21 protein-coding genes are annotated in these 26327 nt (G+C 74.5%); 2 read left to right on the forward strand and 19 right to left on the reverse strand.

The window, feature by feature from the left end:
- Window positions 1-58: 58 nt before the first annotated feature.
- From ACLWS4_RS31540 to ACLWS4_RS31555, 4 genes are all read right to left on the reverse strand, one after another.
- Window positions 59-2512, reverse strand: a complete 2454-nt coding sequence (locus tag ACLWS4_RS31540; protein ID WP_416875922.1) for a [protein-PII] uridylyltransferase — start codon at window positions 2510-2512, stop codon at window positions 59-61.
- Window positions 2513-2672: 160 nt separating this feature from the next.
- The gene (locus tag ACLWS4_RS31545; protein ID WP_049659191.1) at window positions 2673-3011 is read right to left on the reverse strand and encodes a P-II family nitrogen regulator; all 339 of its coding nucleotides are present in this window, start codon (window positions 3009-3011) and stop codon (window positions 2673-2675) included.
- Entirely contained in the window at window positions 3008-4435 is a 1428-nt protein-coding gene (locus tag ACLWS4_RS31550; protein WP_375877287.1) for an ammonium transporter, read from the reverse strand. Before ACLWS4_RS31550 ends, ACLWS4_RS31545 begins: the two co-directional genes overlap by 4 nt.
- A 293-nt stretch (window positions 4436-4728) precedes the next feature.
- Complete coding sequence (locus tag ACLWS4_RS31555; RefSeq protein ID WP_181970686.1) at window positions 4729-6183, reverse strand: hypothetical protein; 1455 nt, start codon at window positions 6181-6183, stop codon at window positions 4729-4731.
- 628 nt (window positions 6184-6811) lie between these two features.
- Between ACLWS4_RS31555 and ACLWS4_RS31560 the strand changes: the two genes are divergently transcribed.
- A complete protein-coding gene (locus ACLWS4_RS31560) occupies window positions 6812-7501 on the forward strand; it encodes a bifunctional DNA primase/polymerase (protein ID WP_416875923.1) in 690 nt (229 codons plus the stop codon).
- A gap of 89 nt (window positions 7502-7590) precedes the next feature.
- On the opposite strand, the gene ftsY is transcribed toward ACLWS4_RS31560, so the two are convergent.
- From ftsY to ACLWS4_RS31585, 5 genes are all read right to left on the reverse strand, one after another.
- Window positions 7591-8817 carry a signal recognition particle-docking protein FtsY gene (ftsY, locus tag ACLWS4_RS31565; RefSeq protein ID WP_416875924.1) on the reverse strand — a complete coding sequence of 409 codons (1227 nt, stop codon included), beginning with the start codon at window positions 8815-8817 and terminating at the stop codon, window positions 7591-7593.
- Window positions 8818-8864: 47 nt separating this feature from the next.
- On the reverse strand, window positions 8865-12464 hold the full coding sequence (gene smc / locus ACLWS4_RS31570; protein WP_416875925.1) for a chromosome segregation protein SMC: 3600 nt from the start codon (window positions 12462-12464) through the stop codon (window positions 8865-8867).
- Between the two features lie 154 nt (window positions 12465-12618).
- Window positions 12619-12822 (reverse strand): hypothetical protein, encoded by a 204-nt coding sequence (locus ACLWS4_RS31575; protein WP_045702518.1) that lies wholly within the window; start codon window positions 12820-12822, stop codon window positions 12619-12621.
- Between the two features lie 424 nt (window positions 12823-13246).
- A complete protein-coding gene (locus tag ACLWS4_RS31580; protein WP_049653395.1) occupies window positions 13247-13546 on the reverse strand; it encodes an acylphosphatase in 300 nt (99 codons plus the stop codon).
- Between the two features lie 137 nt (window positions 13547-13683).
- Window positions 13684-15036, reverse strand: a complete 1353-nt coding sequence (locus ACLWS4_RS31585) for a hypothetical protein (RefSeq protein ID WP_074001512.1) — start codon at window positions 15034-15036, stop codon at window positions 13684-13686.
- Window positions 15037-15355: 319 nt separating this feature from the next.
- Here ACLWS4_RS31585 and ACLWS4_RS31590 point away from each other — a divergent pair, with 319 nt between their 5' ends.
- The gene (locus tag ACLWS4_RS31590; RefSeq protein ID WP_049653392.1) at window positions 15356-16276 is read left to right on the forward strand and encodes a hypothetical protein; all 921 of its coding nucleotides are present in this window, start codon (window positions 15356-15358) and stop codon (window positions 16274-16276) included.
- Between the two features lie 6 nt (window positions 16277-16282).
- Here ACLWS4_RS31590 and mutM read toward each other — a convergent pair whose 3' ends face one another.
- The 10 genes from mutM to ACLWS4_RS31640 all read right to left on the reverse strand — a co-directional run bounded on the left by mutM (window position 16283) and on the right by ACLWS4_RS31640 (window position 26280).
- Window positions 16283-17161 carry a bifunctional DNA-formamidopyrimidine glycosylase/DNA-(apurinic or apyrimidinic site) lyase gene (mutM, locus tag ACLWS4_RS31595; protein ID WP_387830473.1) on the reverse strand — a complete coding sequence of 293 codons (879 nt, stop codon included), beginning with the start codon at window positions 17159-17161 and terminating at the stop codon, window positions 16283-16285.
- 54 nt (window positions 17162-17215) lie between these two features.
- Complete coding sequence (gene rnc / locus ACLWS4_RS31600; protein ID WP_049653387.1) at window positions 17216-18007, reverse strand: ribonuclease III; 792 nt, start codon at window positions 18005-18007, stop codon at window positions 17216-17218.
- Window positions 18008-18027: 20 nt separating this feature from the next.
- Window positions 18028-18201, reverse strand: coding sequence for a 50S ribosomal protein L32 (rpmF, locus tag ACLWS4_RS31605; protein WP_030056747.1), 174 nt, complete (start codon window positions 18199-18201; stop codon window positions 18028-18030).
- A gap of 2 nt (window positions 18202-18203) precedes the next feature.
- Window positions 18204-18848 carry a YceD family protein gene (locus ACLWS4_RS31610; RefSeq protein WP_049653386.1) on the reverse strand — a complete coding sequence of 215 codons (645 nt, stop codon included), beginning with the start codon at window positions 18846-18848 and terminating at the stop codon, window positions 18204-18206.
- 174 nt (window positions 18849-19022) lie between these two features.
- Entirely contained in the window at window positions 19023-20243 is a 1221-nt protein-coding gene (locus ACLWS4_RS31615; RefSeq protein WP_416875926.1) for an ATP synthase F0 subunit B, read from the reverse strand.
- Window positions 20244-20430: 187 nt separating this feature from the next.
- Complete coding sequence (gene coaD / locus ACLWS4_RS31620) at window positions 20431-20922, reverse strand: pantetheine-phosphate adenylyltransferase (protein WP_049653382.1); 492 nt, start codon at window positions 20920-20922, stop codon at window positions 20431-20433.
- A gap of 49 nt (window positions 20923-20971) precedes the next feature.
- A complete protein-coding gene (gene rsmD / locus ACLWS4_RS31625) occupies window positions 20972-21556 on the reverse strand; it encodes a 16S rRNA (guanine(966)-N(2))-methyltransferase RsmD (RefSeq protein WP_049653380.1) in 585 nt (194 codons plus the stop codon).
- Between the two features lie 167 nt (window positions 21557-21723).
- Window positions 21724-22257: a hypothetical protein gene (locus tag ACLWS4_RS31630; protein ID WP_049653379.1), complete on the reverse strand. Its 534-nt coding sequence runs from the start codon at window positions 22255-22257 to the stop codon at window positions 21724-21726.
- Between the two features lie 115 nt (window positions 22258-22372).
- A complete protein-coding gene (recG, locus tag ACLWS4_RS31635) occupies window positions 22373-24592 on the reverse strand; it encodes an ATP-dependent DNA helicase RecG (RefSeq protein WP_074001511.1) in 2220 nt (739 codons plus the stop codon).
- Between the two features lie 56 nt (window positions 24593-24648).
- On the reverse strand, window positions 24649-26280 hold the full coding sequence (locus ACLWS4_RS31640; protein WP_074001510.1) for a DAK2 domain-containing protein: 1632 nt from the start codon (window positions 26278-26280) through the stop codon (window positions 24649-24651).
- Window positions 26281-26327: the final 47 nt, after the last annotated feature.

The following is a 26327-nucleotide window of genomic DNA, read 5'->3' on the forward strand; positions in this document are numbered from 1 at the left end:
CCTCCGCCCTCGCCGCCGAGGCCCGACGGCCCCCGCCGCCGAAGCCCTCCGGGGCGCGTCAGCCCAGTGCGGCCCGGACCGCCGCCGCCACCTCGCCGGCCCGCCGGGCGGTCAGCGGACGGCCCGCCCCGTCGGTCAGGTAGAACGAGTCGACGGCCTCCGCGCCCAGCGTGGAGACGTGCGCGGTGCGCACCCGCACGCCCGCCCCGTCCAGCGCCCGGCCGATCCGGTGCAGCAGCCCGGGGGCGTCGTGCGCGCGGACCTCCAGCACGGTCGCGGTCGCCGAGGCCACCGCAGGCGCCACCGCGACCAGCGGCGGCGGGGTGGGGATGCCCCGGCGGCGCGGGGCCGCGGCGTCCCGCTCGGCGAGGCGGCGGGTGACGTCCAGCGAGCCGTCCAGCGCCCGGCGCAGGTCGGCCCGCAGCCGGGCCGCCTCCGGCAGCTCGCCGTACTCGGCCGCCACCCGCCAGGACAGCAGCAGCACCGGCCCGGCGCCCACCGGGTCCAGCTCGCGCAGCCCGGCCGAGCGGACGGCCAGCCGGTGCAGCGCGAGCACCCCGGCGGCGGTGCCGAGCAGCCCGGGCCGGTCCGGGACGGCCAGGTTCAGCTCGACGCCCATCGGCTCGGCGCCCGGCTCCGCCCCCTCGGAGCGGGCCCGCAGCGACAGCGCCGGCTGGCCGGTCCGGGCGGCCTCGACCGCGAGCCGCTCCTGCTCGGCGGTCGGCGCGCCCTCCGCCGGCGGGGTGCCCGCCCCGGCCAGCCGGTCCGCCGCCCGGGCCACCAGGCCCTCCACCAGCGAGGCCCGCCAGCCGCTCCACGCGGCCGGGCCGGTGGCCAGCGCGTCCGCCTCGGTGAGCGCGTGCAGCAGTTCCAGCTCGGGCAGGGTGGTGACCACCTTGGTGACCGCCTCGACGGTGGCCGGGTCGTCCGGATCACGCCGGGTCGCGGTGTCCACCAGCATCAGGTGGTGGCGGACCAGCACCGCCAGGGTCTCGGTGTCCTCGGGGCCGAAGCCCATCCGGGCGCCGAGGTCGCGGACGATCACCTCGCCGGCCTCGCTGTGGTCCCCCGGCCAGCCCTTGCCGATGTCGTGCAGCAGCGCGGCGACCAGCAGCAGGTCCGGGCGGGCCACCCGGCGGGTCATCGCGGCGGCCCGCACCGCCGTCTCCACCAGGTGCCGGTCCACCGTCCAGCGGTGCACCGCGTTGCGCTGCGGACGGCAGCGCACCCGCTCCCAGTCCGGAATCAGCCGGCGGACCAGCCCCTCCGCCTCCAGCGCCTCCCACACCGGGACGGCCGACTCCCCCGCGCCCAGCAGGGTGACCAGCTGCTCGCGCGCCTCGTCCGGCCAGGGCACCGGCAGCGGGCGGCACTCGGCGGCCAGCCGGCGCACCGTGGCGTACGAGACGGTCAGCCCGTTCTGCGCGGCGGCGGCCGCGGCGCGCAGCGGCAGCACCGGGTCGGCGGCCGGGCGGGCGCCCTGGGCAAGCACGGCCTCGCCGTCCTGCTCGACCACGCCCTCGGCGAGCGGCCGCCGCTCGACCGCGCCCCGGGCCACCGCGCCGGAGCCGCGTCCGGTGCCGGCGAACGGGATGCCCAGCCGGCGCACCCGCCGGCCGCGGCCGCCGCGGGCCGCGAGCACCCGGTCCACCGCCCGCCAGGTGACGTCGCCCGCGTACGCGACGGTGCGGGCGGCCTCGTAGACCCGGCGCAGCAGGGTGTCGGCGTCCAGCACCCCGAGCCGCTCGGCGACCTGGTCCTGGTCCTGGAGGCCGAGCCGGTCGGTGGCCCGGCCGGTGACCAGGTGCAGGGCGTCCCGCACGTCGGCCAGCCACCGCGCGGCGTCGTCCAGGCCGTCCCGGGGCGCGTCGGCCAGCCAGCTGGCGGCGATCGCGTCCAGCGCCACGACGTCGCGCAGGCCGCCGCGGGCCTCCTTGAGGTCGGGCTCCAGCAGGAAGGACAGCTCACCCTGCCGTTCGGCCCGCTCGCGGCCCAGCTCGCGCAGCTCGGGCAGGCGCGCGGGGGCGCTCGCGCGCCAGTCGGTGAGCACCGCGGCGCGCAGCGCGTCGGTGAGCGCCCGGTCCCCGGCGAGGTGCCGGGCGTCCAGCAGGCCGAGCTGGGCCTTGAGGTCGGCGGCGGCGACCGCGCGGGCCTCCGCGACGGTGCGCACCGCGTGGTCGAGCCTGGCGCCCGAGTCCCAGACCGGGTACCAGATCCGCTCGGGCAGCTCCCCGGCGACCGGACCGTCGTGCAGCAGCAGGACGTCCAGGTCGCTGCGCGGGGACAGCTCGCCCCGCCCGTAGCCGCCGACCGCGACCAGCGCGACGCCGGGCGGGGCACCGGCGGCCGCGAGCAGCCCGGCCAGCCAGTCGTCGGTGAGCCGGGCGAGCGCCCGGCGGCGGGGGCGGCCGCCCGGGCCGGGGGCGGCGAGCAGCGCGGCCCGGGCGGCGGCGGCACAGCCGACGGGGTCGGAGGGGTCGACGGGGTCGGAGGGGCTGGTCTCGGTGGTCATGCGCGTGGGTCCCGTCCGTCGTGCTGGGTGAACCGTCCTGCCCGCGGGTCGGCCGTTCGGCCGGTCGGCCGGTACGGAAGCGCCGGTACGCCGCCGGGCGGACCCGCACCCTCCCGGGTGAACGGGCCCGCCGTCCGGCGCGGGGCGACCGGCCGCCGGGCTACAGGGCGTCCGGGCCGCGCTCGCCGGTGCGGACCCGTACGGCGGTGTCGACCGGCACGCTCCACACCTTGCCGTCGCCGATCTTCCCGGTCCGGGCGGCCTTCACCAGGACGTCGATCAGGTCCTCGGCGTCCTCGTCCTCGACCAGGACCTCGATCCTGACCTTCGGCACCAGGTCCACGGTGTACTCGGCCCCCCGGTACACCTCGGTGTGGCCGCGCTGGCGGCCGTAGCCGCTGGCCTCGGTGACGGTGAGGCCGTGCACCCCGAAGGCCTGGAGGGCGGACTTCACCTCGTCCAGTCGGTACGGCTTGATCACGGCGGTGATGAGCTTCATCGGGCGTCGACCTCGGTCCTCTTCTCGGCGGGCTGCACGGCGGGCTGGGCGGCACCGGGTTCCGCGACGCCGGTCCGTTCGCCGGTCCGTTCGGTGGACCGTCCGGCGGACCGCTCGGCGGCGGACGTCGCGGCAGCGGCGGCCAGGCCCGGCAGGGCCCGGGCCAGCCCCGCGCCCACGGCGGTGAAATCGTAGGCGGACTCGGCGTGTTCGGCCTGGTCGATGCCGGCCGTCTCGACCTCGCCGGAGACCCGGAAGCCGACCAGCCGGTCGACCGCCTTGGCCAGCAGCCAGGACAGCACGAAGGAGTACGCCGCGACCACCGCCACGCCCATCGCCTGCTTGCCCAGCTGGCCGATCCCGCCCCCGTAGAACAGGCCCTTGACGCCCTGGCCGACCCCGCCGGTGGCGAACAGGCCGACCAGCAGCGAGCCGACCGCCCCGCCGACCGCGTGCACGCCCACCACGTCGAGCGAGTCGTCGAAGCCCCAGCGGTACTTGAGCGAGACGGCGGCGCAGCAGACCGCGCCCGCGACCAGTCCGATCGCCACCGCGCCGAGCGGGCTGACCGAGCCGCAGGCCGGGGTGATCGCGACCAGTCCGGCCACCGCGCCGGAGGCGGCGCCCAGCGTGGTGAAGGCGCCGTGCCTGAACCGCTCGTAGACCAGCCAGCCGACCAGCGCCGCGCCGGTGGCGACCTGGGTATTCACCATGGCCATCGCGGCGACGCCGTTGGCGGCCAGCGCCGAGCCCGCGTTGAAGCCGAACCAGCCGAACCAGAGCAGCCCGGAGCCGAGCATCACCAGCGGCAGGCTGTGCGGGCGCATCGGGTCCTTCTTGAAGCCGATCCGCTTGCCCAGCACCAGGCAGAGCGCGAGGCCGGCGACGCCCGCGTTGATGTGCACGGCCGTCCCGCCGGCGAAGTCGATCACGCCGTTGCGGTCGCCCAGCCAGCCGCCGTGGCCGCCGTCGAAGAAGAACACCCAGTGCGCGACCGGGAAGTAGACGACCGTCACCCAGAGCGCGATGAACAGGCCCCAGGCGGCGAATCTGGCCCGGTCCGCGACGGCGCCGCTGATCAGCGCCGGGGTGATGACCGCGAACATCAGCTGGAACAGCGCGAAGGCGGTGACCGGGATGGAGCCGGTCAGCTCGTCGAGGCCTAGGCCGCGCATCCCGAGGTGGTCCAGGTTGCCGATCAGGCCGGCGAAGGAGTCGGACCCGAAGCTGAGCGAGTAGCCGTAGAGGACCCACAGCACGCTGACGATGCCGAGCGAGAGGAAGCTCATCGCCAGCATGTTCAGCGTGCTCTTGGCCCTGACCATGCCCCCGTAGAAGAAGGCCAGCCCTGGGGTCATCAGCATGACCAGGGCCGCACTGATGAGTACGAAGGCGGTGTCGCCCGCGCTGAAGCCGTCCGGCATCGGCGTCTCCTCTGCGTCCAGGCCGATCCGCACCCGGGGACCCGTCCCGTGGTGCCACCCGGGGTGTCGGCGTTGAGGAGGAGCGTGCCGAAGGCTGGTTTCGGCCGGTGCGGCCGGTTGTTTCACCGCGGTGACGCGTGCGACGCGCGGGTTACGGCTGCGTGAACCGCGGCCGCCGCGGCCCGGCCGGGCCGGGCCGGACCACCGGACGCCGGACATGCCACCGACCGTGACGGCGGCGGCCGCCACGGTCGGTGGAGCTTTTCCTTCGGACGGCCCTGGCGGGCCTCCGGTCAGACCACCGAGACGAACTCCGGGATGTCCTGGACCACCCGCTCCTTGAGCCGGCTCACCGCGTCCACGCCCTTGAACCGGGCCGACGCGGCCTCCGTGGTCTTGCGGACCCGGGAGTTCAGCCGCTCCGAGCGCACCTTGGTGGCGATGTCCACCGCCTGCTCGGCCATCACCACCGCCTGCTCGGCCTCCTTCTGCAGCAGGTGGACGCTGGCCATGCCGATCAGGTTGAAGGCGTACGAGCGCACGTGGTCGGCGTCCTGGCGGAACAGGTCGACCGCGGTCTCCATCACCGGCGCGGACAGCGAGGCGTACAGCTCGGCGTTGTCCGAGTGGTACGCGAGGTCGCGGAAGGAGTGGGCGTTCTCGGCGTTCAGCTCGGCCGGCGAGAAGAACTTCAGCCAGTCCGGGTCCTGGTCCCCGTCCCGGATGTCGGTGAAGGTGTCCTCGGCCAGCCGGATCGCCCGGGCGCAGCGGTTGACCTCGCCGATGGTGGCGTAGGCGCGCGCCTCCATCGCGTACAGCAGGGACTGCTGGCGCGGGGTGGCGGCGTCGCGGCTGCCGTACTGGGCCAGGTGGATGAGTTCCAGGGCGTCCTCGCCCCGGTTGAGGTGGATCATCTGGCGGCTCATGTCGGTGAGGATCAGCGCGCCGAACGGGCGGTCGCCGGCCTCCTTGGCCGCGTGCAGGGCGAGCACGTAGTACTTCTGCGCGCTCGGGTGCATCCCGACGTCGTACGACATCCACCCGGCCAGGTGGGCGAGTTCGGCGGTGAGCCGGAACAGCCGCTTGGTGGTGTCCTCGCTGTACGTCTCCTGGAGCAGGTCGGTGACCTCGTGCAGCTGGCCGACGACGGCCTTGCGGCGCAGCCCGCCGCCGTTCTGGGCGTCCCACTGCCGGAACATGACCGTGGTCTGCTCCAGCAGTTCGAGCTCGGGTTCGGAGAGCCGGCCGGTGAAGGCCTCGCCGCCGTTGGCCGCGGTGAGGATCGGGGTGGGGACGCCGCTCGGGCCGGGGGCGAGCCAGCGCTGCATCGGCTCGATCAGCGCGGCGCCCGCGGTCAGCGCGAGTGAGGTGCCGAGGAAGCCCCGGCGGTTGAGCATGAGGTCGCTGCGGGAGTAGTCGCTGATCAGCTGGACGGTCTGCTGGCCGCTCCACGGCAGGTCGACGCCGCCGCCCACGGTGGAGACCGGGATCGCGGCGCGCAGGCCGAGGTCCTCGATGGAGACCACCGAGCCGAACCGCTCGGAGAAGAGTTCCGACATGATCTTGGGGATCGGCTCGCGGGGCTGCTCGCCGTCGAGCCAGCGGCGCACCCGGGAGGTGTCGGTGGACACGTGGTGGGCGCCGATCTGCCGGGCCTTGCGGTTGACCTGGCGGGCCAACTCGCCCTTGGACCAGCCACTGCGGGCGAACCACGTGGTCAGCTTCTCATTCGGTTGCTTCTCTGCCATGGGTAACGTCCCCATCCCGCCCGGCCCCTACCGGGGCCCCCGATCGTGACCGCCCGACGGTTGCGGGCTCTTGCCAGACGTGCCGTGCCTGAGGTGCCGCGGCGCCGCCGTACCGCAGCGCCCTCGCACTGGTGTGCCATCGTTGCGGACGATCCGTCAGATTCCCAACTCCCGTTGCCCGACGGCCCGGGACAGACTCCTCGACGACATCCGCACGCTGAACGTAATGCCCCGTGAGGGGCCCATGGGAGCGCCCCTGGCGAAACGCCACCTTTCGCCACCCCCAGGAGTGAACCGAAGCCCGGGGGCACACGCTTCACTTAGGGAGTCCCGACGGCCCGGCATATGCGGGCCGCCAAGTCCCCCGGCCCATCCCGGAGGACCGGCGGAACCCGCAACCCACCGCAGCCACAGGCGAGTTCACCGTCCACTCGGGACGGCGACAGCCCCACGAACACGACGATCCGGCATCGGCGCCGCCCCCACAAGGCGGCGCCCGAGGCGCACCGCCGGAACAGGCGCACACCACGCGCTGCGCGCCGCCACCGCACTACGCACCACACGGCTGACAATCGACACACAGTCACCGTCCCGTAACCATCGGCAACAAGAACCTGTTGGGGGAGGCATGGACAACCTGTTCGGCGAACTTCGACTGGGGCACCTGCGGCTGGCACCGCTGGGCGCGCGCCGCCGCACCAAGGTCACCGCGTCCCAGGCCGCCGCGGAGTACACCGGCCGCTGGGGCTGGGCGGTCGTCACCGGCGATCCGGAGACCGGCACCCCGGTCGCCGGCGCCACCGCCCCGCCCCGCTGTCCCTGCGGCTCCCCCCGCTGCGCCGCGCCCGGCCTGCACCCCGTGCGGGGCGGCGGCCGGGCCCGCGCCGCCCGCACCGAGGGCGCGGTGCTGTTCCCCACCGGCCGCGCCTTCGACGTCCTGGACGTCCCCGAGCAGGCCGGCCTCCAGGCCCTGGTCCGGCTGGAGCGGATGGGCACCCAGGTGGGCCCGGTGCTCGCGCCCCCCACCGGCCGGCTCCAGTTCCTGGTCGCCGCCGGCACCGCCCGGCACCTGCCCGACCTGCTGTACCGGATGGGCTGGGACGACGCCGCGCTCGACCTGGTCTGCCACGGCGAGGGCGGCCACGTCGCCGCCCCGCCCACCGTCCTCGGCGGCCTCGGCCCGGTCCGCTGGCTGCGCCGCCCCACCCGCGACAACGCGGGCTGCCCGCCGGAGGCCCGGCTGCTGCTCGGCACCCTCGCCTACGCCTGCCACCGCGGCCGCGAGCGCACCGCCGAGCCGGCCTGGATGGCCTCCTGACCGCCCCGCCCCGGCACGCGGAAGGGCCCGCCCCCTGGAGGGGGCGGGCCCTTCGTGCGCTTCCCTGATCGAGTGCTTCGCGGAGGCTGTCAGTCGCCGATCAGCGCGTCCACGAACGCCCCCGGCTCGAACGGGGCCAGGTCGTCCGCGCCCTCGCCCAGGCCGATCAGCTTGACCGGCACGCCCAGCTCGCGCTGGACCGCGACCACGATGCCGCCCTTGGCGGTGCCGTCCAGCTTGGTCAGCACGATGCCGGTGATGTCGACCACCTCGGCGAACACCCGGGCCTGGATCAGGCCGTTCTGGCCGGTGGTGGCGTCCAGCACCAGCAGGACCTCGTCCACCGGGCCGTGCTTCTCGACGACCCGCTTGACCTTGCCCAGCTCGTCCATCAGGCCGGTCTTGGTGTGCAGGCGGCCGGCGGTGTCGATCAGCACGGTGTCCGCGCCCTCGGCGATGCCCTCCTTGACCGCGTCGAAGGCGATCGAGGCCGGGTCCCCGCCCTCCGGGCCGCGCACGGTGCGCGCGCCCACCCGCTCGCCCCAGGTCTGGAGCTGGTCGGCGGCGGCGGCGCGGAAGGTGTCGGCGGCGCCGAGCACCACCGTACGGCCGTCGGCGACCAGGACGCGGGCCAGCTTGCCGGTCGTGGTGGTCTTGCCGACGCCGTTGACGCCGACCACCAGGACCACCGCCGGGCCCTCCTCGTGCTTGGTGGAGCGCACGGCACGGTCGGAGTCCTTGCCGACCAGCTCGACCAGCTCCTCGCGCAGCAGCGCGCGCAGCTCGTCGGGGGTGCGGGTGCCGAGCACCTTCACCCGGGTGCGCAGCCGCTCGACCAGCTCCTGGGTGGGGGCGACGCCGACGTCCGCGGTGAGCAGCGTCTCCTCGATCTCCTCCCAGGTGTCCTCGTCCAGGTGCTCGCGGGAGAGCAGCGAGAGCAGGCCCTTGCCGAGCGAGTTCTGCGAGCGGGAGAGCCGCGAGCGCAGCCGGACCAGCCGGCCGGCGGTGGGCTCGGGCACCTCGATGGCCGGGGCCGCCTCAGCGGTCTCGACGACCTCGGCCTCGGTGGCCTCGACCTCGGCGGGCGCCTCGGCCTCCGGGAGTTGCACCTCCTCGACGGTGCGGCGGGGCGCCTCGGTCGGCGGCGCGGCCTCCTCGCCGACCTGGGGCTCCTGCGGGGTGGGCTTCGGCGCCGTGATGACCGGCGCCTGCGACTTCGGGGGCAGCTGCTGGCGTCGTCTGCCGGAAACGACGAGGCCGGCGATCGCGCCGATGGCGACCACGGCGATGACTACGGCAAGGATCACGTATTCCATATCCGCTCCAGTATCCGCGACCGGAGCCCGGATGGACCGCAGCCGCCCTACACCGATGCGGTGCGTACCGCCCGCGGCCGGCGCTCCCGGTGCTCCTCGCGCAGCCGCTGGCTGATCACCTGCGAGATGCCGTCGCCCTTCATGGTCACGCCGTAGAGGGCGTCGGCCGACTCCATGGTGAGCTTCTGGTGGGTGATCACGATCAGCTGGGAGCTCTCCCGCAGCTCCTCCATGATCCCGATCAGCCGGCGCAGGTTGGTCTCGTCCAGCGCCGCCTCCACCTCGTCCATCACGTAGAACGGGCTGGGCCGGGCCTTGAAGATCGCGACCAGCAGCGCCACCGCGGTCAGCGAGCGCTCGCCGCCGGACAGCAGCGACAGCCGCTTGACCTTCTTGCCCGGCGGCCGGGCCTCGACCTCGACCCCGGTGGCGAGCATGTTCTCCGGGTCGGTCAGCACCAGCCGGCCCTCCCCGCCCGGGAAGAGCCGGGCGAAGACGCCCTCGAACTGGGCGGCGGTGTCGTGGTACGCCGAGGTGAACAGCTGCTCGACCCGCTGGTCCACCTCCCGGACGATGTCCAGCAGGTCGCGCCGGCTGCGCTTGAGGTCGTCCAGCTGCTCGCCGAGGAACCGGTGGCGCTCCTCCAGCGCGGCGAACTCCTCCAGCGCCAGCGGGTTGACCTTGCCGAGCTGCTGGTACGCCTTCTCGGCCGCCCGCAGCCGCTTCTCCTGCTCGGCCCGGACGTACGGGTACGGCTCGCCCGGTTCCGTCCCCTCCTCGGGCGCGGACGGCGGGACGGGCTGGTCCGGCCCGTACGAGGCGAGCAGCTCGCCGCCGTCGATGCCGAACTCCTCCAGCGCGCGGGCCTCCAGCTGCTCGATCCGCAGCCGCTTCTCGGCCCGCAGCACCTCGTCCCGGTGCCCGGCGTCGACCAGCTTGTCCAGCTCCTCCTTGAGCCCGCGGCCGTGCTCCCGGTGCTCGCGCAGCTCGTGCTCGCGCTCGGCCCGCGCCTGTTCGACGGCCGCCCGCCCGGCGTCCGCGCGGGCCAGCGACACCTCCAGGCAGGCCAGCAGCTGCCGGGCGCCCGCCGCGACGGCGTTCGCCACCGAGGCGTCGTGCTCGGCGCGCCGGCGGCGCTCGGCGGCCCGGGCGCGCGCCTCGCGCTCGGCGCGGGCGGCCCGGTCCAGCTGGTCGGCCCGGCCGGCCAGGGCGCGGACCCGCTCCTCGTGGGTGCGCACCGCGAGCCGGGCCTCCAGCTCGGCCTGCCGGGCGTCGCTCGCGGCTCCGGCCAGCCGCTGCTGTTCGGCGGCGTCCGGCTCGTCCTCCCCGGCCTGGGCCGACTCCTCGGCGGCGGCCAGGCGCCGCGCCAGCTCCTCGGCGCCGTCGAGCAGTTCGGCCAGCCCCTGCTCGGCGCGCGCGGCGGCGTCCGACAGCCGACCGGCCTCGCCGGCGGCGGCGCGGGCCTGCCCGCCGAGCCGGCCGAGCGCCCCGGCGACCTGGGCCCGCTCCTTCTCCTCCTGCCGTCTCCGCTCGGCGAGTTGCTCCACGTCGGCGGCCGACTCCCGTCGCTGCTCGGCGAGTCGGGCCAGCCGCTCGGCCGACTCGGCGCAGCGGACGGCGAGTTCGCCGATCGCCCGGGCCGCCTCGTCCACCGCGGCCTGGGTCTCCAGCAGGCTCGGCGCGCCGCCGGAGCCGCCTTGGGCGAAGCCGGCGCCGAGCCGGTCCCCGTCGGCGGTGACGGCGCACAGCGCGGGGTGCCCGGCGACCAGCCGCAGCGCCCGGTCGAGGTCCGCGACCACCGCCACCCCGGCCAGCAGCCGCCGGACCGCGCCGAGCAACTCGGCCGGGCCGTCGACCAGTTCGGCCGCCCAGCGGGCCCCGTCCGGCAGCTCCCCCGCCGACCCGGCCGCCTCGGCGGAGCCGGCGGTACCGGCGATCAGCAGCGCGGCCCGGCCGGCGTCCTCGGCCCGCAGCAGCCGCAGGGCCCCGGCGGCGGTGGACGGCGAGTCGACGGCCACCGCGTCGGCCGCCGCACCGAGCGCCGCCGCGAGCGGCACCTCGTACCCCGGCTCGATCCGCAGCAGCGCGGCCGCCGGGCCGAGCAGCCCGCCCAGCCGCTCCCCCGCGTCCAGCAGCGCGCCGGTGCCGTCCTTGCGGCGCAGGCCGAGGGAGAGCGCCTCGTGCCGCGCGGTCAGCCCGGCCCGCTCGCGCTCGGCGGCGACGGACGCCTCCCGGGCCGCGGCCAGCTCCCCTTCCACCGCGGCGAGGTGCTCGCGCGCCCGCCGGTACCGGGCCTCGGCCTGCTCGTCCTCCCCGGCCAGGCCGTCCACCTGCCGCTGGAGTTCGTCCAGCTCGCCCCGGGCGGCCTCGGCGCGCTGCAGCGCCTCGTCCCTGGCCTCGGCGAGCCGACCGATCTCGGCCTGCGCGGCGGCGGCCCTGGACCGGGCGGCGGCGGCCTGGCCCTGCAGCCTGGCCAGGCCCTCCCGGCGGTCGGCGATGGCCCGGGCGGCGTCCCGCAGCCGGCGCTCCTCGGCGGCCAGCTCCCGCTCCAGTCCGTCCCTGCGCTCGACCGCCTCGGCCAGCGCGTACCGCGCCTCCTCCAGCGCCTCGGTCAGCGCGGCCTCCTCCTCGCGGACCCGCGCGGCCTCCCGTTCCGTGTCCTCCGGGTCGCGCCCGCGCCGCTCCTCGCCCCGGCCCCCGGCGACGGCGTGCCGGGCGCGGGCCTCGGCCAGCCCGACGGTGCCGCGGGTGCGCTCGGCGAGCGCGGAGAGCCGGTACCAGGTCTGCCGGGCGGTCTCCAGTCCGGGGCCGAGCTGCTCGACCTGCGCCTCCAGGACGCGTTCGCGCTGCACCGCCCGGGCCAGCTCCTGCTCGACGGTGGTGCGGCGCAGCCGCAGCGCCAGTTCGTCCGCGACCTCGGCCTCGACGGCCCGGCGCAGCGCGCACAGGTCGTCGGCGAGCAGCCGCAGCCGGGCGTCGCGCAGGTCGGCCTGGATGCCGGCGGCCCGACGGGCGATCCGGGCCTGTCGGCCGAGCGGTCCGAGCTGGCGGCGCAGTTCGGCCACCAGGTCCTGGACCCGGTTGAGGTTGGCCTGCATCGCGTCCAGCTTCCGCAGCGCCTTCTCCTTGCGCTTGCGGTGCTTGAGGACGCCGGCCGCCTCCTCGATGAAGGCGCGCCGGCCCATCGGGTCGGCGTGCAGCACGGAGTCCAGCTGGCCCTGCCCGACGATGACGTGCATCTCGCGGCCGATGCCGGAGTCGGAGAGCAGCTCCTGGATGTCCAGCAGGCGGCAGGTCTCGCCGTTGAGGGCGTACTCGCTGCCGCCGTTGCGGAACATGGTCCGGGTGATGGTCACCTCGGAGTAGTCGATCGGCAGGGCGCCGTCGGTGTTGTCGATGGTGAGGCTGACCTCGGCCCGGCCGAGCGGGGCGCGCCCGCTGGTCCCGGCGAAGATGACGTCCTCCATCTTGCCGCCGCGCAGCGACTTGGCGCCCTGCTCGCCCATCACCCAGGACAGCGCGTCGACCACGTTCGACTTGCCGGAGCCGTTCGGGCCGACGACGCAGGTGATGCCGGGCTCGAAGCGCAGGGTGGTGCTGGAGGCGAAGGACTTGAACCCGCGCAGCGTCAGACTCTTCAGGTGCACGCGGCCGGTCCCCTCTATCGCTCAGACGGGAACCGACTGTATCCGGAGCCGGACACGACGAAGGGACGCCACATCAGGGCGTCCCTTGCAAGCTGCGTCCCTTTCGGGGCGGCTCGGTGCGCAACGGCGTCGATCTGCGAGGACCGGGCGGGACTCAGGTGAGAGCCGGCTCCCGCTGATCCAGATCGATGCTGTTGAGCAGCGAGTGCTCGTCAGCGACAGCGGTGAGAGCGTCGTTCTCAGCCTGCATCCGAAGGAGCTCCGCTTCAAGGTCCTGGACGCGCTGCTGAAGCCGTCGCATCTCGGAGAGCATTCGCGGGTCGGGGCCGCCGACGTACCCGAGAAGCGCCTTTGCCATGATGAATGGTCCTCCACGCTGAGTGACCGAACCGGAACGGTACAGGTCTAGGGGGAAGGGGGACGCACGCGCGGCGCGTCACCGGAAGTGCTGGCTGGGCACTGCGGCACAACCACCGTGAGCTGGGCTCACGGGGGCATGCGCCTACCGGGAGAACGCGGTCGTGTGCGCGGGCTTCCAGCGTCTCACCAAAGACGGAAAGGGTCAACACGATCACCGCACGCTACCGCGCCCCTGTCACCTGCCCGGCGGTGTCATCACGCCTGGGGGGCTTCGGGACGGGTCCACCGCGTGCTCGTGGATCATCGTTCGATGCGGAGTCAACCACGAGTCTGCCCGGATGGCAACCTCGTGACACCGCCGGTTCCGGATCTTTTCCCGGGAGCCCGCGCGGAGCACCGCCGGCGGCCCGGCCCGGCGCGGCTCAGCGGATCTCGAAACCCTCGTAGCCAGGGCCGACGGCCGTCCAGATCTCGGTGACCCCGCTGACGTTCCCCGGGGTCCCCGGGCCGCGCAGCCGGGCCAGCAGCTGCTCGCAGTCGGCCGCGAGCCCCTCGGCCACCACCTGCACCCGGCCGTCGCCGAGGTTGCTGGCGTAGCCGCTCAGTCCGATCTCCAGCGCCCGTGCCCTGGTCCACCAGCGGAACCCGACCTGCTGGACCTTCCCCCGGACCCAGGCGGTCACCCGGACCGGTTCCTCACTGTGGGCGTCGCGACCGTGCATGCCCCGACCCTAGCCGTCCGCGCTCCCGGTCACAGCTCGGCCCCGGCCCGCCTCCGCGGACGACGCCCCCGCGCGAACGGGAGCGGCCCCGCCGGAGAACCGGCGGGGCCGCGGGAGCGTGCGGTCGGTCGAGCGGGTTACCAGTCCCCGCCGCCGAAGTCGCCGCCGCCACCACCGAAATCGCCACCGCCGCCGAACCCGCCGAAGTCGCCGCCGTTGAAGTCGCCGCCGGTGAAGTCACCGCCCTCGTGCTGGTCCTGGTAGCCGTGGCCACCGTCCATCATCGGCGCGGCCGCGTAGGCCGGGGAGCTCATCATCGAGCCGAGCATGGTGCCGACCAGCAGGCCCGGCAGCAGGCCGCCGCCACCGAAGCCGCCGAAGTAGCCGCCCGCCCAGGGCGCGTACGCCGGGCCGGCGTTCCAGTACGGCTGCGGGCCGTGCTCGGTGTCGACGGTGCGGATCGCCGGGTCGAGGCCGGCCGCGAGCCGGTCCGCGTCGGCCTGGCAGACCGGGACGGTGCGCGCGGCGCCGCCGGCCGGAGTCCAGTCCACGTCCTTGACGGACGGGCCGTGCCGCGGGTCCATGAAGCACGGGGGACGGCGCTCGGGCAGCGGCTTCTTCTCCCGCCGGGCGGCCAGGGTGGCCAGCGAGAAGCGGCCGTCCTCGATCGCCTCGGTGACCTGCTTGACGTCCTCGGGCTTCTTCGCCTCGTCCATCAGCCGCTTGGACTTCTCGTACGAGTCCAGGGCGTGGCTGTAGTCGGTGCGCTGGGCGTCGTCCGCGTCGGCCGCGGCCGGGCTGAAGTCGAGCCGCTCCAGCTCCACGCCGAAGGCGGTGATGTCCTCGTCCACCACCCGGCGCAGCTGCTCCAGCTCGGCCCGGGCCTGCGCCTCCTTGCGCTGCTTGGCGCGGCGGAACAGGAGGAAGACGCCGGCGCCGGCCAGCGCGACCAGCACCACCGGGATGACCACCCAGGCGATCGAGGTGCTGTGGTTGACCCCGGTGCCCTTGGTCTGCGGGGCGGCCTGGTCGACGAAGTCGTTCAGGGTGGCGTCGATGTCGCCGTTGTGGGAGCGGAAGGCCGCGCCGGAGATCCGCTCCGGGACGCCGGCGGCGAGCGCGCCGCGGTCGGCGCGGGCGGTGAACTGGTCACCGCGCCAGACCGCGTAGACGCCGTCGACGCCGACCGTGGTGCGGAGGTCCTTGAAGACCGTCGCCTTGGCGAAGGCCGGCGAGTCGGGGACGACCGCGACGAAGATCGGCTTGTCGGCCTTGTCGATCTTCTTGGTCAGGGCGTCGGCCTGGGCCTGGCTGAAGCGGCTGGTCATGGCCGGGTCGACGTAGACCTGGCCCTTCTTCAGGGCGGCGGTGGCGTCGCTCAGGCCGCCGGCCGCCGAGGCCGCGGGTGCCAGCAGGAGCAGCAGCCCGAGCAGCGCCGCCACCAGGGCTAGCGGCCCGGCGCCCCGGGAACGTCGTGCAAGGGTTCTCATGCCCCCGACGCTACCGTGACCGGCCCCTGAGCACGCCATACCCTTCGCATACTGGTACTGACAAGACTCCCCGCCGACCGCCGGGGCCGCCCCCTCCTCGGGGATGATGTTTCCCCCGGTCACCCCTGAGTCGGGGCCCGCGCGGGAACCGCGGGAGGCCGCCGGACGTACGTCCCGGCAGGCCCGGCCCCGCTCCGGGGCACTCCGGGGGGCGTGCCGACCGTACCGTGCGGGCGGGCATAGTGGTCCCGGACCACCGGTCCCATTGCCCTTTCTTTACCCAGACCGTTCTCGACCCACCTCCCGATCGGAGTTCTCGGTGATCATCGGCCTCGTCACCGCCGTGGCGGCATCCGCCTGCTACGGCACCGGCTCGGTCCTCCAGGCTGTCGGATCCCGCCGCTCCGCCCGGGAGGAGGCGGCCAAGGGCGCCACCAGCTCGACCACCGAGCACGGCGGCCCGAGCCTGTCCTCGACCGCGAAGGCCGCCGTCACCTGGGAGTTCATCCTCGGCACGGTGCTCGACCTGATCGGCTTCGGGCTCGGCGCGCTGGCCGCCCGGCTGCTACCGCTGTTCCTCTCCCAGACCATCATCAGCGCCAACCTGGTGATCACCGCGGTGCTCAGCATCAAGCTGCTGGGCATCCGGCTCAAGCAGCTGGAGTGGGCCTCGATCGCCGTGCTCTGCTCGGCGCTGGTGCTGCTGGCCGTCTCGGCCGGGCCGGAGGGCGGCCACCACACCGCGATGGCCTTCCACTGGTGGCTGCTGATCGTCACCACCGTGCTGCTGGTCGGCGGCAGCCTGCTGGTGCGGCGGATGGGCGCCAACGGCGCGATCGTCGCCGGTCTGCTCTCCGGCCTCGGCTTCGGCGCCCTGGGCGTCGGGGTGCGCATCCTCAACGGCATCGAGCCGTTCGCGCTCGGCGAGCTGCTCTCCGACCCGGCGCTGTACGCGGTCCTGGTCGGCGGCATCGGCGGCATGTACATCCACACCGTGGCGCTCCAGATCGGCTCGGTGAACGGCGCGACCGCCGCGCTGGTGGTCGGCGAGACGGTGCTGCCCGGCGCGGTCGGCGTGCTCTGGCTCGGCGACTCCTCCAAGGCCGGCCTGGGCTGGCTCGGCGTGATCGGCTTCCTGCTGGCGGTGGTCGCCGCGGTCGGGGTCGCCTACTTCGGCCAGGACACCCACGGCACGCCCGGGGAACCGGCCGCCGACGAACCCGAACTCGCCCGGAAGTAGCCCGCCTCAGCCCTCGCTGCGGGCGCGCGGCACGCGCTGGCAGCGAGGGCAGAAGTAGCTGGAGCGGTTCATCCAGGCCGCCCGCCGGATCGGGGTGCCGCAGCGGCGGCAGGGCTCCTGCTCGCGGCCGTAGGCGTCGAGGTCCCGGGAGAAGTAGCCGCTCTCGCCGTTCACGTTGACGTAGAGGCTGTCGAAGCTGGTGCCGCCGACGGCGAGCGCCGCGCTCATCACGTCCCGGGCGTTGGCCAGCAGCAGCAGGGCCTGCGGGCGGGTGAGCGTCGCGGTCGGGCGGTCGTAGTGCAGCCTGGAGCGCCACAGCGCCTCGTCGGCGTAGATGTTGCCGACGCCGCTGATCAGGGTCTGGTCGAGCAGGGCGCGCTTGACGGTGGTCCGCTTGGCGCGCAGCGCGGCCACGAAGGCGGCGTCGTCGAAGCGCGGGTCGAGCGGGTCGCGGGCGATGTGCGCGATCGAGACCGGGGTGCCCTCCGGGTCCCCGTCCTCGGCCTCCTCGACCGCCAGGCCGCCGAAGGTCCGCTGGTCGACGAAGCGCAGTTCGCGCCCGCCGTCGGCGAAGCGCAGCCGGACCCGCAGGTGGGTCTCGTCGGGTACGGACGGGTCCTGGACGAGGAGTTGGCCGCTCATCCCGAGGTGGCCGATCAGCGAGAACCCCGCCCCGGTGCCGGCCAGCGGCACCCACAGGTACTTGCCGCGCCGCTGCGCGGTGCCGAGGGTGGTGCCGGTCAGCCGGGCGGTGAAGTCCGCCGCGCCGGCCGGCTGGCGGCGCACCGCGCGCGGGTGCAGCACCTGGACGTCGGCGACCGTCCGTCCGGCCACCCAGGTGGCCAGACCACGGCGGACGACCTCGACCTCGGGAAGTTCGGGCACGGCAACACGCCTCCTGCTCGGTACGGATCAGCAGGAGTGAAGGCTACTGCGGGATCACGCGCCGGCGGGCAGCCGGTCGGCGTACTTCTCCTTGATCGCGCGCCAGGCGCTCTCGGCGGCCTTCTGCTCGGCTTCCTTCTTCGAGCGGCCGACGCCGCTGCCGAAGTCCTCGCCGGCCACCCGGGCCGCCGCGGTGAAGGTCTTCTCGTGGTCCGGACCGGACTCCATGACCACGTACTCCGGCACTCCGATGCCCACCGAGGCGGTGAGCTCCTGGAGGCTGGTCTTCCAGTCCAGGCCGGCGCCGAGCTGAGAGGACTCCTCGATCAGCGGGTCGAACAGCCGGTGGACGAACTCGGTGGCCGCGTCCAGTCCCTGGTCCAGGTAGATGGCGCCGATCACGGCCTCGACGGTGTCGGCGAGGATCGACGACTTGTCGCGGCCGCCGGTACCCTCCTCGCCCTTGCCGAGGCGGATGAACGTGCCGAGCTCCAGACCGCGGCCGACGTCCGCGAGCGCGCGGGAGTTGACCACCGCGGCGCGCAGCTTGGCGAGCGTGCCCTCCGGGACGTCCGGGTGGACGCGGTAGAGGGTGTCGGTCACCACGAGGCCCAGCACCGAGTCGCCGAGGAACTCCAGGCGCTCGTTGGTGGGCAGCCCACCGTTCTCGTACGCGTACGAGCGGTGGGTCAGGGCACGTACCAGAAGGGCGCGCTCGAGCGTGTACCCGAGGCGCCCTTCCAGAACGTCGTATTCGGTCGAAGCCGGCCCGCCGGCCTTGCCGCCGCCCGAAGAGGAACCCTTCGGGGCGATGGTCGCCTTGCGGGTGGAGTTACCGTCCGACATCGATCCGTACACCCCGCCGATCAGACCGAGAGGACCTGGCGACGGTTGTACGTGCCGCAGCTCGGGCACGCGATGTGGCCCAGCTTCGGCTCGTGGCAGCGGTCGCACGCCACGAGGGCCGGAACAACGGCCTTCCAGTTGGACCGACGGTGGCGCGTGTTGCTGCGCGACATCTTCCGCTTCGGAACAGCCACGGCTACTTCTCCTGGTTCTCGGCGAGACCCTCACGGGTGTCGCTGTTCTTAGATCCGTCACCCTCGTCGCCGGGGGCGGCGGAGAGTCCCTGCAGAGCCGCCCACCGGGGGTCGGCGGCATCGTGGTGGTGCGCCGGGTCGTCGCTCAGGCGCGCTCCGCATTCGGAGCACAGGCCCAGGCAGTCTTCCTGGCACACCGGCTGCAGCGGCAGTGCGAGCACCACCGCGTCACGCAGCACCGGCCGGAGGTCGAAGAAGTCGCCCTCCAGACGGTAAGTCTCTTCTTCCGAGTCCTCGTCGAGGTCCTCGGTCCCGGTGGTCCGGGCGCGGTGGCGCTCGTCGGACTCCGGGTAGTAGTACAGCTCCTGGAAGTCCACGTCGATGTCGAACTCGACGGGCTCCAGGCAGCGGACGCACTCGCCCTCGACGCCCGCCTCGGCCGTGCCGGTGACCAGCACGCCCTCGACCACGGACTCCAGGCGGAGGTCCAGCTCGATCGGGCTCTTCTCCGGCACGCCGATCACGTCGATGATCCCGAAGCCCTCGGGGGCCTCCAGGGTCCGGCTCACCTTGCGCATCGAGCCCGGGCGACGACCGAGCTCGTGCGTGTCGAACACGAGGGGGTCGCGGTGGTCGAGGCGGTTCACGGTGTCCTGACTTCCATGGGGGGTTCTTCGATTGCGTCTCCGTCCGGTCGGCGTTGCGCGGGCAAGCCAACAGCCGGACATGGAGAGGCCGGAGTGGTCAGACTACCGGAGTCTCCCGTCAGGCCCAACTTCGGTCCCGTCAGGAGACTCCCGCACCGCCGTGGCGGGGCCGGTTCAGCGGCCGCCGAGCTCCCGCAGCCTGGTCATGTCGATCATGCTGGTGTCGAAGAAGCTGGTCTCGTCCAGACCCTGGCCCTGGGCCTGTCCGTGGCCCTGCGCCTGTCCGTGGCCCTGGGCCTGCCCGTGCCCCTGCTGCTGGTGCGGCACGGCCGGCGGGAGGGCGGGCTGCTGGGGGTAGGCGTAGTCGTCGTACGGCTGCGCGGCGTAGCCCGGCTGCTGCTGGGGATAGCCGTAGCCCTCCTGCCGCTGGTCCGGGTAGCCCTGCTGCTGGTAGCCGCCCTGCTGCTGGCCCCACTGGGTGTTGTGCGGGTCCCCCTGGCCGGCCGGGTCGTAGCCGCCGCCGTACACCTCGGCGTACTGCCCGCCGGGCTGCTGGGCCGCCGCGTACTGGTCGGTGCCGGGGGCCTGCCAGCCGGCCGCGGCCGGGGTCTGCTCCGGCCAGGTCTGCTGCTGCGGGACGTCCTCGCGGTACCAGGCGATGTCCCCGCCGTCGGGGTCGTGGGCGAAGCCCGCGGCCACGGCCTCGGCGCGCTCCTTGGCCTCCTGGGCCTGGTCGGCGGCGGCCAGGTAGGCGCCCAACTCGTCGATGGGCCGCTTGCCGAGCAGCTTGTCCCGGCCCTTGCCGACCGCCTCCAGGGTGGCGCCGAGCACGTTCTCCAGGGTGGCGAGCTTCACATCGACGTACTCGTCGACCTCCGGGCTCGGGCTGATCCGCTGCGGGCGGAACTCCTCGCCGTCGCTCTCGCCCTCGGGCTCGGCCTCGAAGACGCTGGAGTCGCCGCGCAGCTTGGTGCGGCCGCGGCCGACGGCGCCGAGCGTCTTGGTCAGCACGACCTCGAAGTTGGCGAGCTTGCTGTCCACGTAGTCGTCGGCCTCGGCCAGCTTGGCGTCGACCTCGGCACGCGCCTCGGCGAGGATCCGGTCGGCCTGCGCCTGGGCCTGGCGGACCACCTCGGTGTCGGAGATCAGCGAGCCGCGCTCGGCGTGCGCGCCCTGGATGATCAGGTCCGCCTCGGCCTGGGCGCCGGCCACCACCTGCTCGTGGTCGGCCATCACCGACTGGGCCTGGGCGAGTTCGGCGGGCAGGGCCGACCTGAGGTCGTTGAGCAGGCCGATCAGCTCGGCCCGGTTCACCACGCAGGAGGCCGACATCGGCATCGAGCGGGCGTTCTCGACCGCCGCCACGATCTCGTCGACCTTGTTCTGCACGTCCACGGGGCTTCGTCTTTCCGTGTGCCGCCGACGGTCCGGCGGAGGCAGGCCCGACGCGGTGAACCTCACCGCGGGGCAGGGATACAGACTGTACGGCCACTGCCCAGCGGGGTCACAACGCCTGAGCCGAACCGGTCTCCGGGCAAACGGACATGACGTGACGAACCGGCAGGAACCGACAGGCAGTGGACTACTGCGCCGCCTTGCGCTCCGCGATCCGCTCGACCAGCCGGCCGTGCACCGTCTCCGGCAGCAGGTGCGAGACGTCGCCCCCGTACGAGGCGACCTCCTTGACCAGCGTCGAGGAGAGGAAGCTGTACGTCGGCGAGGTCGGCACGAACAGCGTCTCCACCCCGGTCAGCCCGTGGTTCATCTGGGCCATCTGGAGCTCGTAGTCGAAGTCGCTGACCGCGCGCAGGCCCTTGATGATCGCGGGGATGCCGCGCTCCCGGCAGTAGTCCACCAGCAGGCCGTGGTGCGACTCGACCACCACGTTCCCGAAGCCGGCGGTGACCTCCTCGATCAGGCCGATCCGCTCCTCGACGGTGAACATGCCCTGCTTGTTCCGGTTGATCAGGACCGCGACATGCACCACGTCGTACAGCTTCGAGGCCCGCTCGATGATGTCGAGGTGGCCGTTGGTGATCGGGTCGAACGAACCGGGACAGACGGCTCGGCGCATGGCGTGTGTGCTCCCTCGTGGGGTGACGGCTGCTGCGGGCCGCGGCCCGCTACTCCTGCTCGCCGGCCGCGGCGGCGGCGCGACCGTACCAGAGCGTGCCCTCGCCGTAACGGCGGGAGCGCAGCTCCTCGAAACCCTCGGGCCAGACGAACCCGCCGCCGCGGGTGCTGCGCTCCACGGTGACGAGCGTGTCCTCCGCGAGCCAGCCCCCGGCCAGGAGTGTGATCAGCATCTCGCGGACCTCCTCGTCGGTGACCGCGTACGGCGGGTCGAGGAAGACCAGGTCGTACGGGCTCTGCGGGGGCGGGCCGACGATCACCTTCTCCGCCTTGGCGGCCCGCACCTCGGCCCCCGGCAGGCCGATCGTCCGGACGTTCTCCCGGATCACCCGGGCCGCCTGGGCGTCCGCCTCGACCAGCAGGACGTGCTCGGCGCCGCGGGACAGCGCCTCCAGCCCGACCGCGCCGGATCCGCCGAACAGGTCCAGCATCCGGACCCCGTGCAGGGTGCCGCGCAGCGCCTCCAGGGTGGAGAACATCGCCTCACGGGCCTTGTCGGAGGTCGGGCGGGTGCCCCGGCCGGGCGGTACGGCCAGCCGGCGGCCGCCGGCCGCCCCGGCGATCACGCGGGTCATGGTGGTGGGAGGTCCTTTCGTCGCTGCCCGACCACGCTATCCCGATCACCGCACCGCGCTCACGCCGGACGGGCCCTATGCCCGTGCCGGACGGGCGCGCGCCCACGCCGGACGGCCGCGGCCCGGCGGGGAATCCCCCGCCGGGCCGCGGCCGCGCACTCGGGTGGTCAGCTCGCCTCGGAGCCCGCCGACTGGGCCGGGACGCTCGCGCCGAGCAGGGCCGGCGAGGCGTAGCGGGACCAGGACAGGCAGCCGTCGGGCGGGCAGAACTCGGGGCGGCGCGGGTCGTGCCCGAGCTCGCGCAGCTTGGTCCGGACGGAGTCGGGGGTGCGGCCGAAGCGGGCGGCGATCCGGGCGACGGTCTCGCCGTCGTGGAAGCGCCGGACCAGCTCCTCCTCGTGCTGCGGCACCCAGGGGGCGCCGTGGCCGGGGTACAGCTCGCGCAGCACGTCGCGGTCGGGGATGGGCTCGGAGACGTCGGCGACGATCGCCAGCGCCCGCAGCGCGCGGTTGAGCGCGATCCGCAGCGAGGCGACGTCCTCGACCGGCAGGCGGAGCTTGCCCGAGGCGAGCGGTGCGGCGGCCGCCCCCTCGCGCCAGCCGGTCAGGGTGAGGGTGACCTCGCGGTCGTCGTCGCTGGCGAGTTCGATCCGGAAGACCTTGTCGCCCAGCGGGAGCTCGTTGAGATGACGGAATGCCATGGCTTGACCCCCAAGTGTCGTGCCAGGAACGCACCTTGGGGGTGCGCCCTGAACACCTTCATTCTCTCCCGGGGGTCTGACAATTCCGGGGCCGCGCGGCCCGTCCGGAGGCGGCTCAGCCCTTCTCCATGTAGGCCGCGCGGTCCTCGTCGAGCAGGCTCTCCAGCGCGGTGCGCAGCTCCGGGTGGGCGGCCAGGTCCGGGTCCTCGGCGACGAGGCGGGTGGCCTCGGTGCGGGCGGTGAGGATGACCTCCTCGTCCTCCAGCACCGAGAGCACCTTGAGCGAGGACTTCACCCCGGACTGGGCCTGGCCCAGCACGTCGCCCTCGCGGCGCTGTTCGAGGTCGATCCGGGACAGCTCGAAGCCGTCCAGAGTGCCCGCCACCGCGTCCAGCCGGGCCCGCGCGGCGCTGCCCGCGGGCATCTCGCTGACCAGCAGGCACAGGCCCGGCGCGCTGCCGCGGCCGACCCGGCCGCGCAACTGGTGCAGCTGGGAGACGCCGAAGCGGTCGGCGTCCATGATGACCATCGCGGTGGAGTTGGGGACGTTGACGCCGACCTCGATCACCGTGGTGGCGACCAGCACGTCCACCTCGCCGGCCGTGAAGCGGCGCATCACCTCGTCCTTGGCCTCCGGCGCGAGCCGGCCGTGCAGGATCTCCACCCGCAGACCGCTCAGCGGGCCCTTCGCCAGCTTCTCGGCCGTCTCCACCACCGAGAGCGGCGGCCGCCGTTCGTCGCTCTCCGCGCCCGCGTCGGCGACCTCCTCGAAGCCGTCCTCGGCGGCCTTGCGCTTCTTCCTCTTCGGGTCGGCCGCCGGCTCCTCGTCCCCGATCCGGGGGCAGACCACGTACGCCTGGTGGCCCTTGGCGACCTCCTCGCGGACCCGCTCCCAGGCCCGGGTGAGGAAGTTGGGCTTCTCCAGCGCCGGGACGACGTGGGTGGAGATCGGCGAGCGGCCGGCCGGCAGCTGGTCCAGGACGGAGGTCTCCAGGTCCCCGAAGACCGTCATCGCGACGGTGCGCGGGATCGGGGTGGCGGTCATCACCAGCAGGTGCGGCGGCTGCTCGCCCTTGGCCCGCAGCGCGTCCCGCTGCTCGACGCCGAAGCGGTGCTGCTCGTCCACCACGACCAGGCCGAGGTCCTGGAACTGCACCTTGTCCTCGATCAGCGCATGGGTGCCGATGGCGATCCCGGCGTCCCCGCAGGCCATGTCGAGCAGCGCCTGGCGGCGGGCCGGGACGCCCATCGAGCCGGTCAGCAGCACCACCCGGGTGCCGAGGTCGGAGCCGCCGAGCATGCCGCCCTCGGCGAGGTCCCCCATCATCTCGACGACCGAGCGGTGGTGCTGCTGGGCGAGCACCTCGGTGGGCGCCAGCAGCACCGCCTGGCCGCCCGCGTCCACCACGGCGAGCATGGCGCGCAGCGCGACCAGGGTCTTGCCGGAGCCGACCTCGCCCTGGAGGAGGCGGTGCATCGGGTGGTCGGTGGCGAGGTCGGCGGCGATCTCGGCGGAGACCTTCCGCTGCCCCTCGGTGAGGGTGAACGGCAGCCGGGCGTCGAAGGCGTCCAGCAGGCCGCCCTCGCGGGCCGCGCGCGGCTTGGCGGGCAGGGCGGAGTCGGCGGCCCGGCGCTGCGCGAGGGCGACCTGGAGCACGAAGGCCTCGTCCCAGCGCAGCCGGCTCTGGGCGCGCTCGCGGTCGGCGTGGCCGCGCGGACGGTGGATCAGCTCCAGCGCCTCGGGCAGCGGGATCAGGTCGTGCCGCTCGCGCAGTTCGGCGGGCAGCGGTTCGCCGACGTCGCCGAGGTGCTTGGTGAGTGCCGTCTCGACGCAGATCGACAGCTTCCAGCTGGGCATCTGCGCGCTGGCGCCGTACACCGGGATGAGCCGGCCGGCGAACTGCCGCGCGGCGTCGGAGCCGGCGTCCTCGTCGAGCAGCTGGTAGTCCGGCGAGACCAGCTGGCGGGTCCGGTTGAAGACCCCGACCTTGCCCGCGAACAGGCCCTGGGCGCCGGCCCTGAGCTCCTTCTGCCGCCAGCCCTGGTTGAAGAAGACCAGCGAGAGCCGGCTGCGGCCGTCGGTGACGACCACCTCCAGCCGGTCGCCCTTGCGGCCGCGGAACGGGATCAGGGTGACCTTCTCGATCCGGGCCAGCACGGTGACGTGCTCGTCGACCTCCAGCTCGTCCAGGCTGGTGAGCTGGCCGCGCTCGACGTAGCGGCGCGGGTAGTGGTGCAGCAGGTCCCCGACCGTGCGCAGCTTGAGGCTGTCGGCGAGCACCTTCGCGGTGCGGTCGCCGACGAGCTTGGTCAGTGGTTCATCGAGAGCGCCCATCAGCGCCTTGTTTACACCACCGGGCCGACAAACCGGGCCAAGGGCGGCCCCCGCCCCTACTCCACCCCGATGAGCAGCGGTGCCGGTTCCTGCCCGCCGTGGAAGACCACCGCGTCCACCTCGGGCCGCCGGTGCCGGACGTGGGCGACCAGCCGGTCGGCGAGCGCCTCGTCGGTGCCGCCGCCGAGGACCAGGGTGACGAGTTCGCCGCCGGCCCCGAGCATCCGGTCCAGCACGCTCTCGCCGACCTCGGCCAGCCCGGCGCCGATCACCGCGACGTCGCCGTCGATCAGCCCGAGCACGTCCCCGGCCTGGCAGACCCCCGCCATCGTCCAGGACTCCCCCTCGGCGACGGCCAGCTCCGCGTAGCGGGTGGCGCCGGCGGCGGAGGTCATGGCGACCACGTCCTCGTCGAAGCGGCGGCCGCCCTCGTGCACCGCGAGCGCGGCCAGCCCCTGCACCGGCGAGCGGGTGGGCAGGACGGCGATCCGCACCCCCTCCTCGCGCAGCTGGTCGGCGGCGGCCCCGGCGGCGGCGCGCAGCTCGGGGTCGTTGAGCAGCAGGACGACCTCGCGGGCGGCCGAGCGGCGCACCGCGTCGGCGAGCTCGGCGCTGGCCGGCGGGCGGTCCGGGTCGGCGTGCAGGACGACGGCGCCGGCCTGCTCGCAGAGCTCGGCCAGGCCCCCGCCGGAGACGACCGAGAGCACCGCGCGGGCCCGTTCCTCGCGTTCGCCGCGCTCGGCGGCGGTGCCGGAGCGGGCGGCGGCCTCGGCGAAGTGGGTGATCCGGATCTGGTGCGGGCGCCCGGCGCCGACCCCGGCCTCCACGGCGGCGCCCGCGTCGTCCACGTGGACGTGCACGTTCCACAGGCCGTCGCCGCCGCCGATCACCAGCGAGTCGCCGAGCCCGCCGAGCCGCTCGCGCAGCGCGGGCAGCGCCTCGTCTGGGGCGTCCAGCAGGTAGATGACCTCGAAGGCGGGGTGGCCGGGGCCGGGCGGCCGCAGGTGCGTCTCGCAGCTCTCCACGGCCCGGACGTCCCCGCGCAGCGCGACCGGCCCCATCGGCTGCTGCCCGGCGACGGCGTCGGCGAGCGCGCCGAGGACGGCCACCAGGCCGCGCCCGCCGGCGTCCACCACCCCGTTCTCGGCCAGGACGGCGAGCTGCTCGGGGGTGTGCCGCAGCGCGTCCCGGGCGGCCCGGTAGGCGGTGTCGGCGACCTGGGCGAGCCCGCCCCCGGCCCGGTGGGCCTCCCGGGCGGCGACCCGGGCGACGGTCAGCAGGGTGCCCTCGACGGGCTCCGCGACGGCCTGGTAGGCGGAGTCGGCGGCCCGCTGCAGGGCGGCCCGCAGCTGTTCGGCGCCGCCGCCCTCGGCGAGCGTCTCGGCGGTGCCGCGCAGCCACTGGGCGAGGATCACCCCGGAGTTGCCCCGGGCGCCGACCAGCGCGCCGCGGGCCATCGCCCGGACCGTCTCGGCCAGCCCGGGCGCCGGGTCGGCGGCGGGGTCGGCGAAGCGGCTCTCCACCTCGGCGGCGGCGGACTCGACGGTCAGGTAGAGGTTGGTGCCGGTGTCGCCGTCCGGGACGGGGTAGACGTTGAGCGCGTCGATCTCCTCGCGGGCCTGGCCGAGCGCGCGCAGGGCGAGCTGGCACCAGGTGCGCACGGCCGGGGCGTCGAGCGTGTGCAGCACCAGGTCTCCTCCGGACGGGACGCCGCGGCGGCCCGGGGCGGTGACGC

This window comes from Kitasatospora sp. SC0581 (assembly GCF_048159585.1).
Lineage (GTDB): Bacteria > Actinomycetota > Actinomycetes > Streptomycetales > Streptomycetaceae > Kitasatospora.

Bases quoted from the DNA above. Each gene is read 5' to 3' on its own strand.
- ACLWS4_RS31545 (WP_049659191.1), bottom strand. From the start codon at position 3,011: ATGAAGCTCATCACCGCCGTGATCAAGCCGTACCGACTGGACGAGGTG.
- ACLWS4_RS31580 (WP_049653395.1), bottom strand. From the start codon at position 13,546: ATGCACGGTCGCGACGCCCACAGTGAGGAACCGGTCCGGGTGACCGCC.
- rsmD (WP_049653380.1), bottom strand. From the start codon at position 21,556: ATGACCCGCGTGATCGCCGGGGCGGCCGGCGGCCGCCGGCTGGCCGTA.
- ACLWS4_RS31555 (WP_181970686.1), bottom strand. From the start codon at position 6,183: ATGGCAGAGAAGCAACCGAATGAGAAGCTGACCACGTGGTTCGCCCGC.
- rnc (WP_049653387.1), bottom strand. From the start codon at position 18,007: ATGTCGGACGGTAACTCCACCCGCAAGGCGACCATCGCCCCGAAGGGT.
- ACLWS4_RS31560 (WP_416875923.1), top strand. From the start codon at position 6,812: ATGGACAACCTGTTCGGCGAACTTCGACTGGGGCACCTGCGGCTGGCA.
- recG (WP_074001511.1), bottom strand. From the start codon at position 24,592: ATGGGCGCTCTCGATGAACCACTGACCAAGCTCGTCGGCGACCGCACC.
- ACLWS4_RS31630 (WP_049653379.1), bottom strand. From the start codon at position 22,257: ATGGCATTCCGTCATCTCAACGAGCTCCCGCTGGGCGACAAGGTCTTC.
- ACLWS4_RS31585 (WP_074001512.1), bottom strand. From the start codon at position 15,036: ATGAGAACCCTTGCACGACGTTCCCGGGGCGCCGGGCCGCTAGCCCTG.
- ACLWS4_RS31550 (WP_375877287.1), bottom strand. From the start codon at position 4,435: ATGCCGGACGGCTTCAGCGCGGGCGACACCGCCTTCGTACTCATCAGT.
- coaD (WP_049653382.1), bottom strand. From the start codon at position 20,922: ATGCGCCGAGCCGTCTGTCCCGGTTCGTTCGACCCGATCACCAACGGC.
- ACLWS4_RS31540 (WP_416875922.1), bottom strand. From the start codon at position 2,512: ATGACCACCGAGACCAGCCCCTCCGACCCCGTCGACCCCTCCGACCCC.
- ftsY (WP_416875924.1), bottom strand. From the start codon at position 8,817: ATGGAATACGTGATCCTTGCCGTAGTCATCGCCGTGGTCGCCATCGGC.
- ACLWS4_RS31575 (WP_045702518.1), bottom strand. From the start codon at position 12,822: ATGGCAAAGGCGCTTCTCGGGTACGTCGGCGGCCCCGACCCGCGAATG.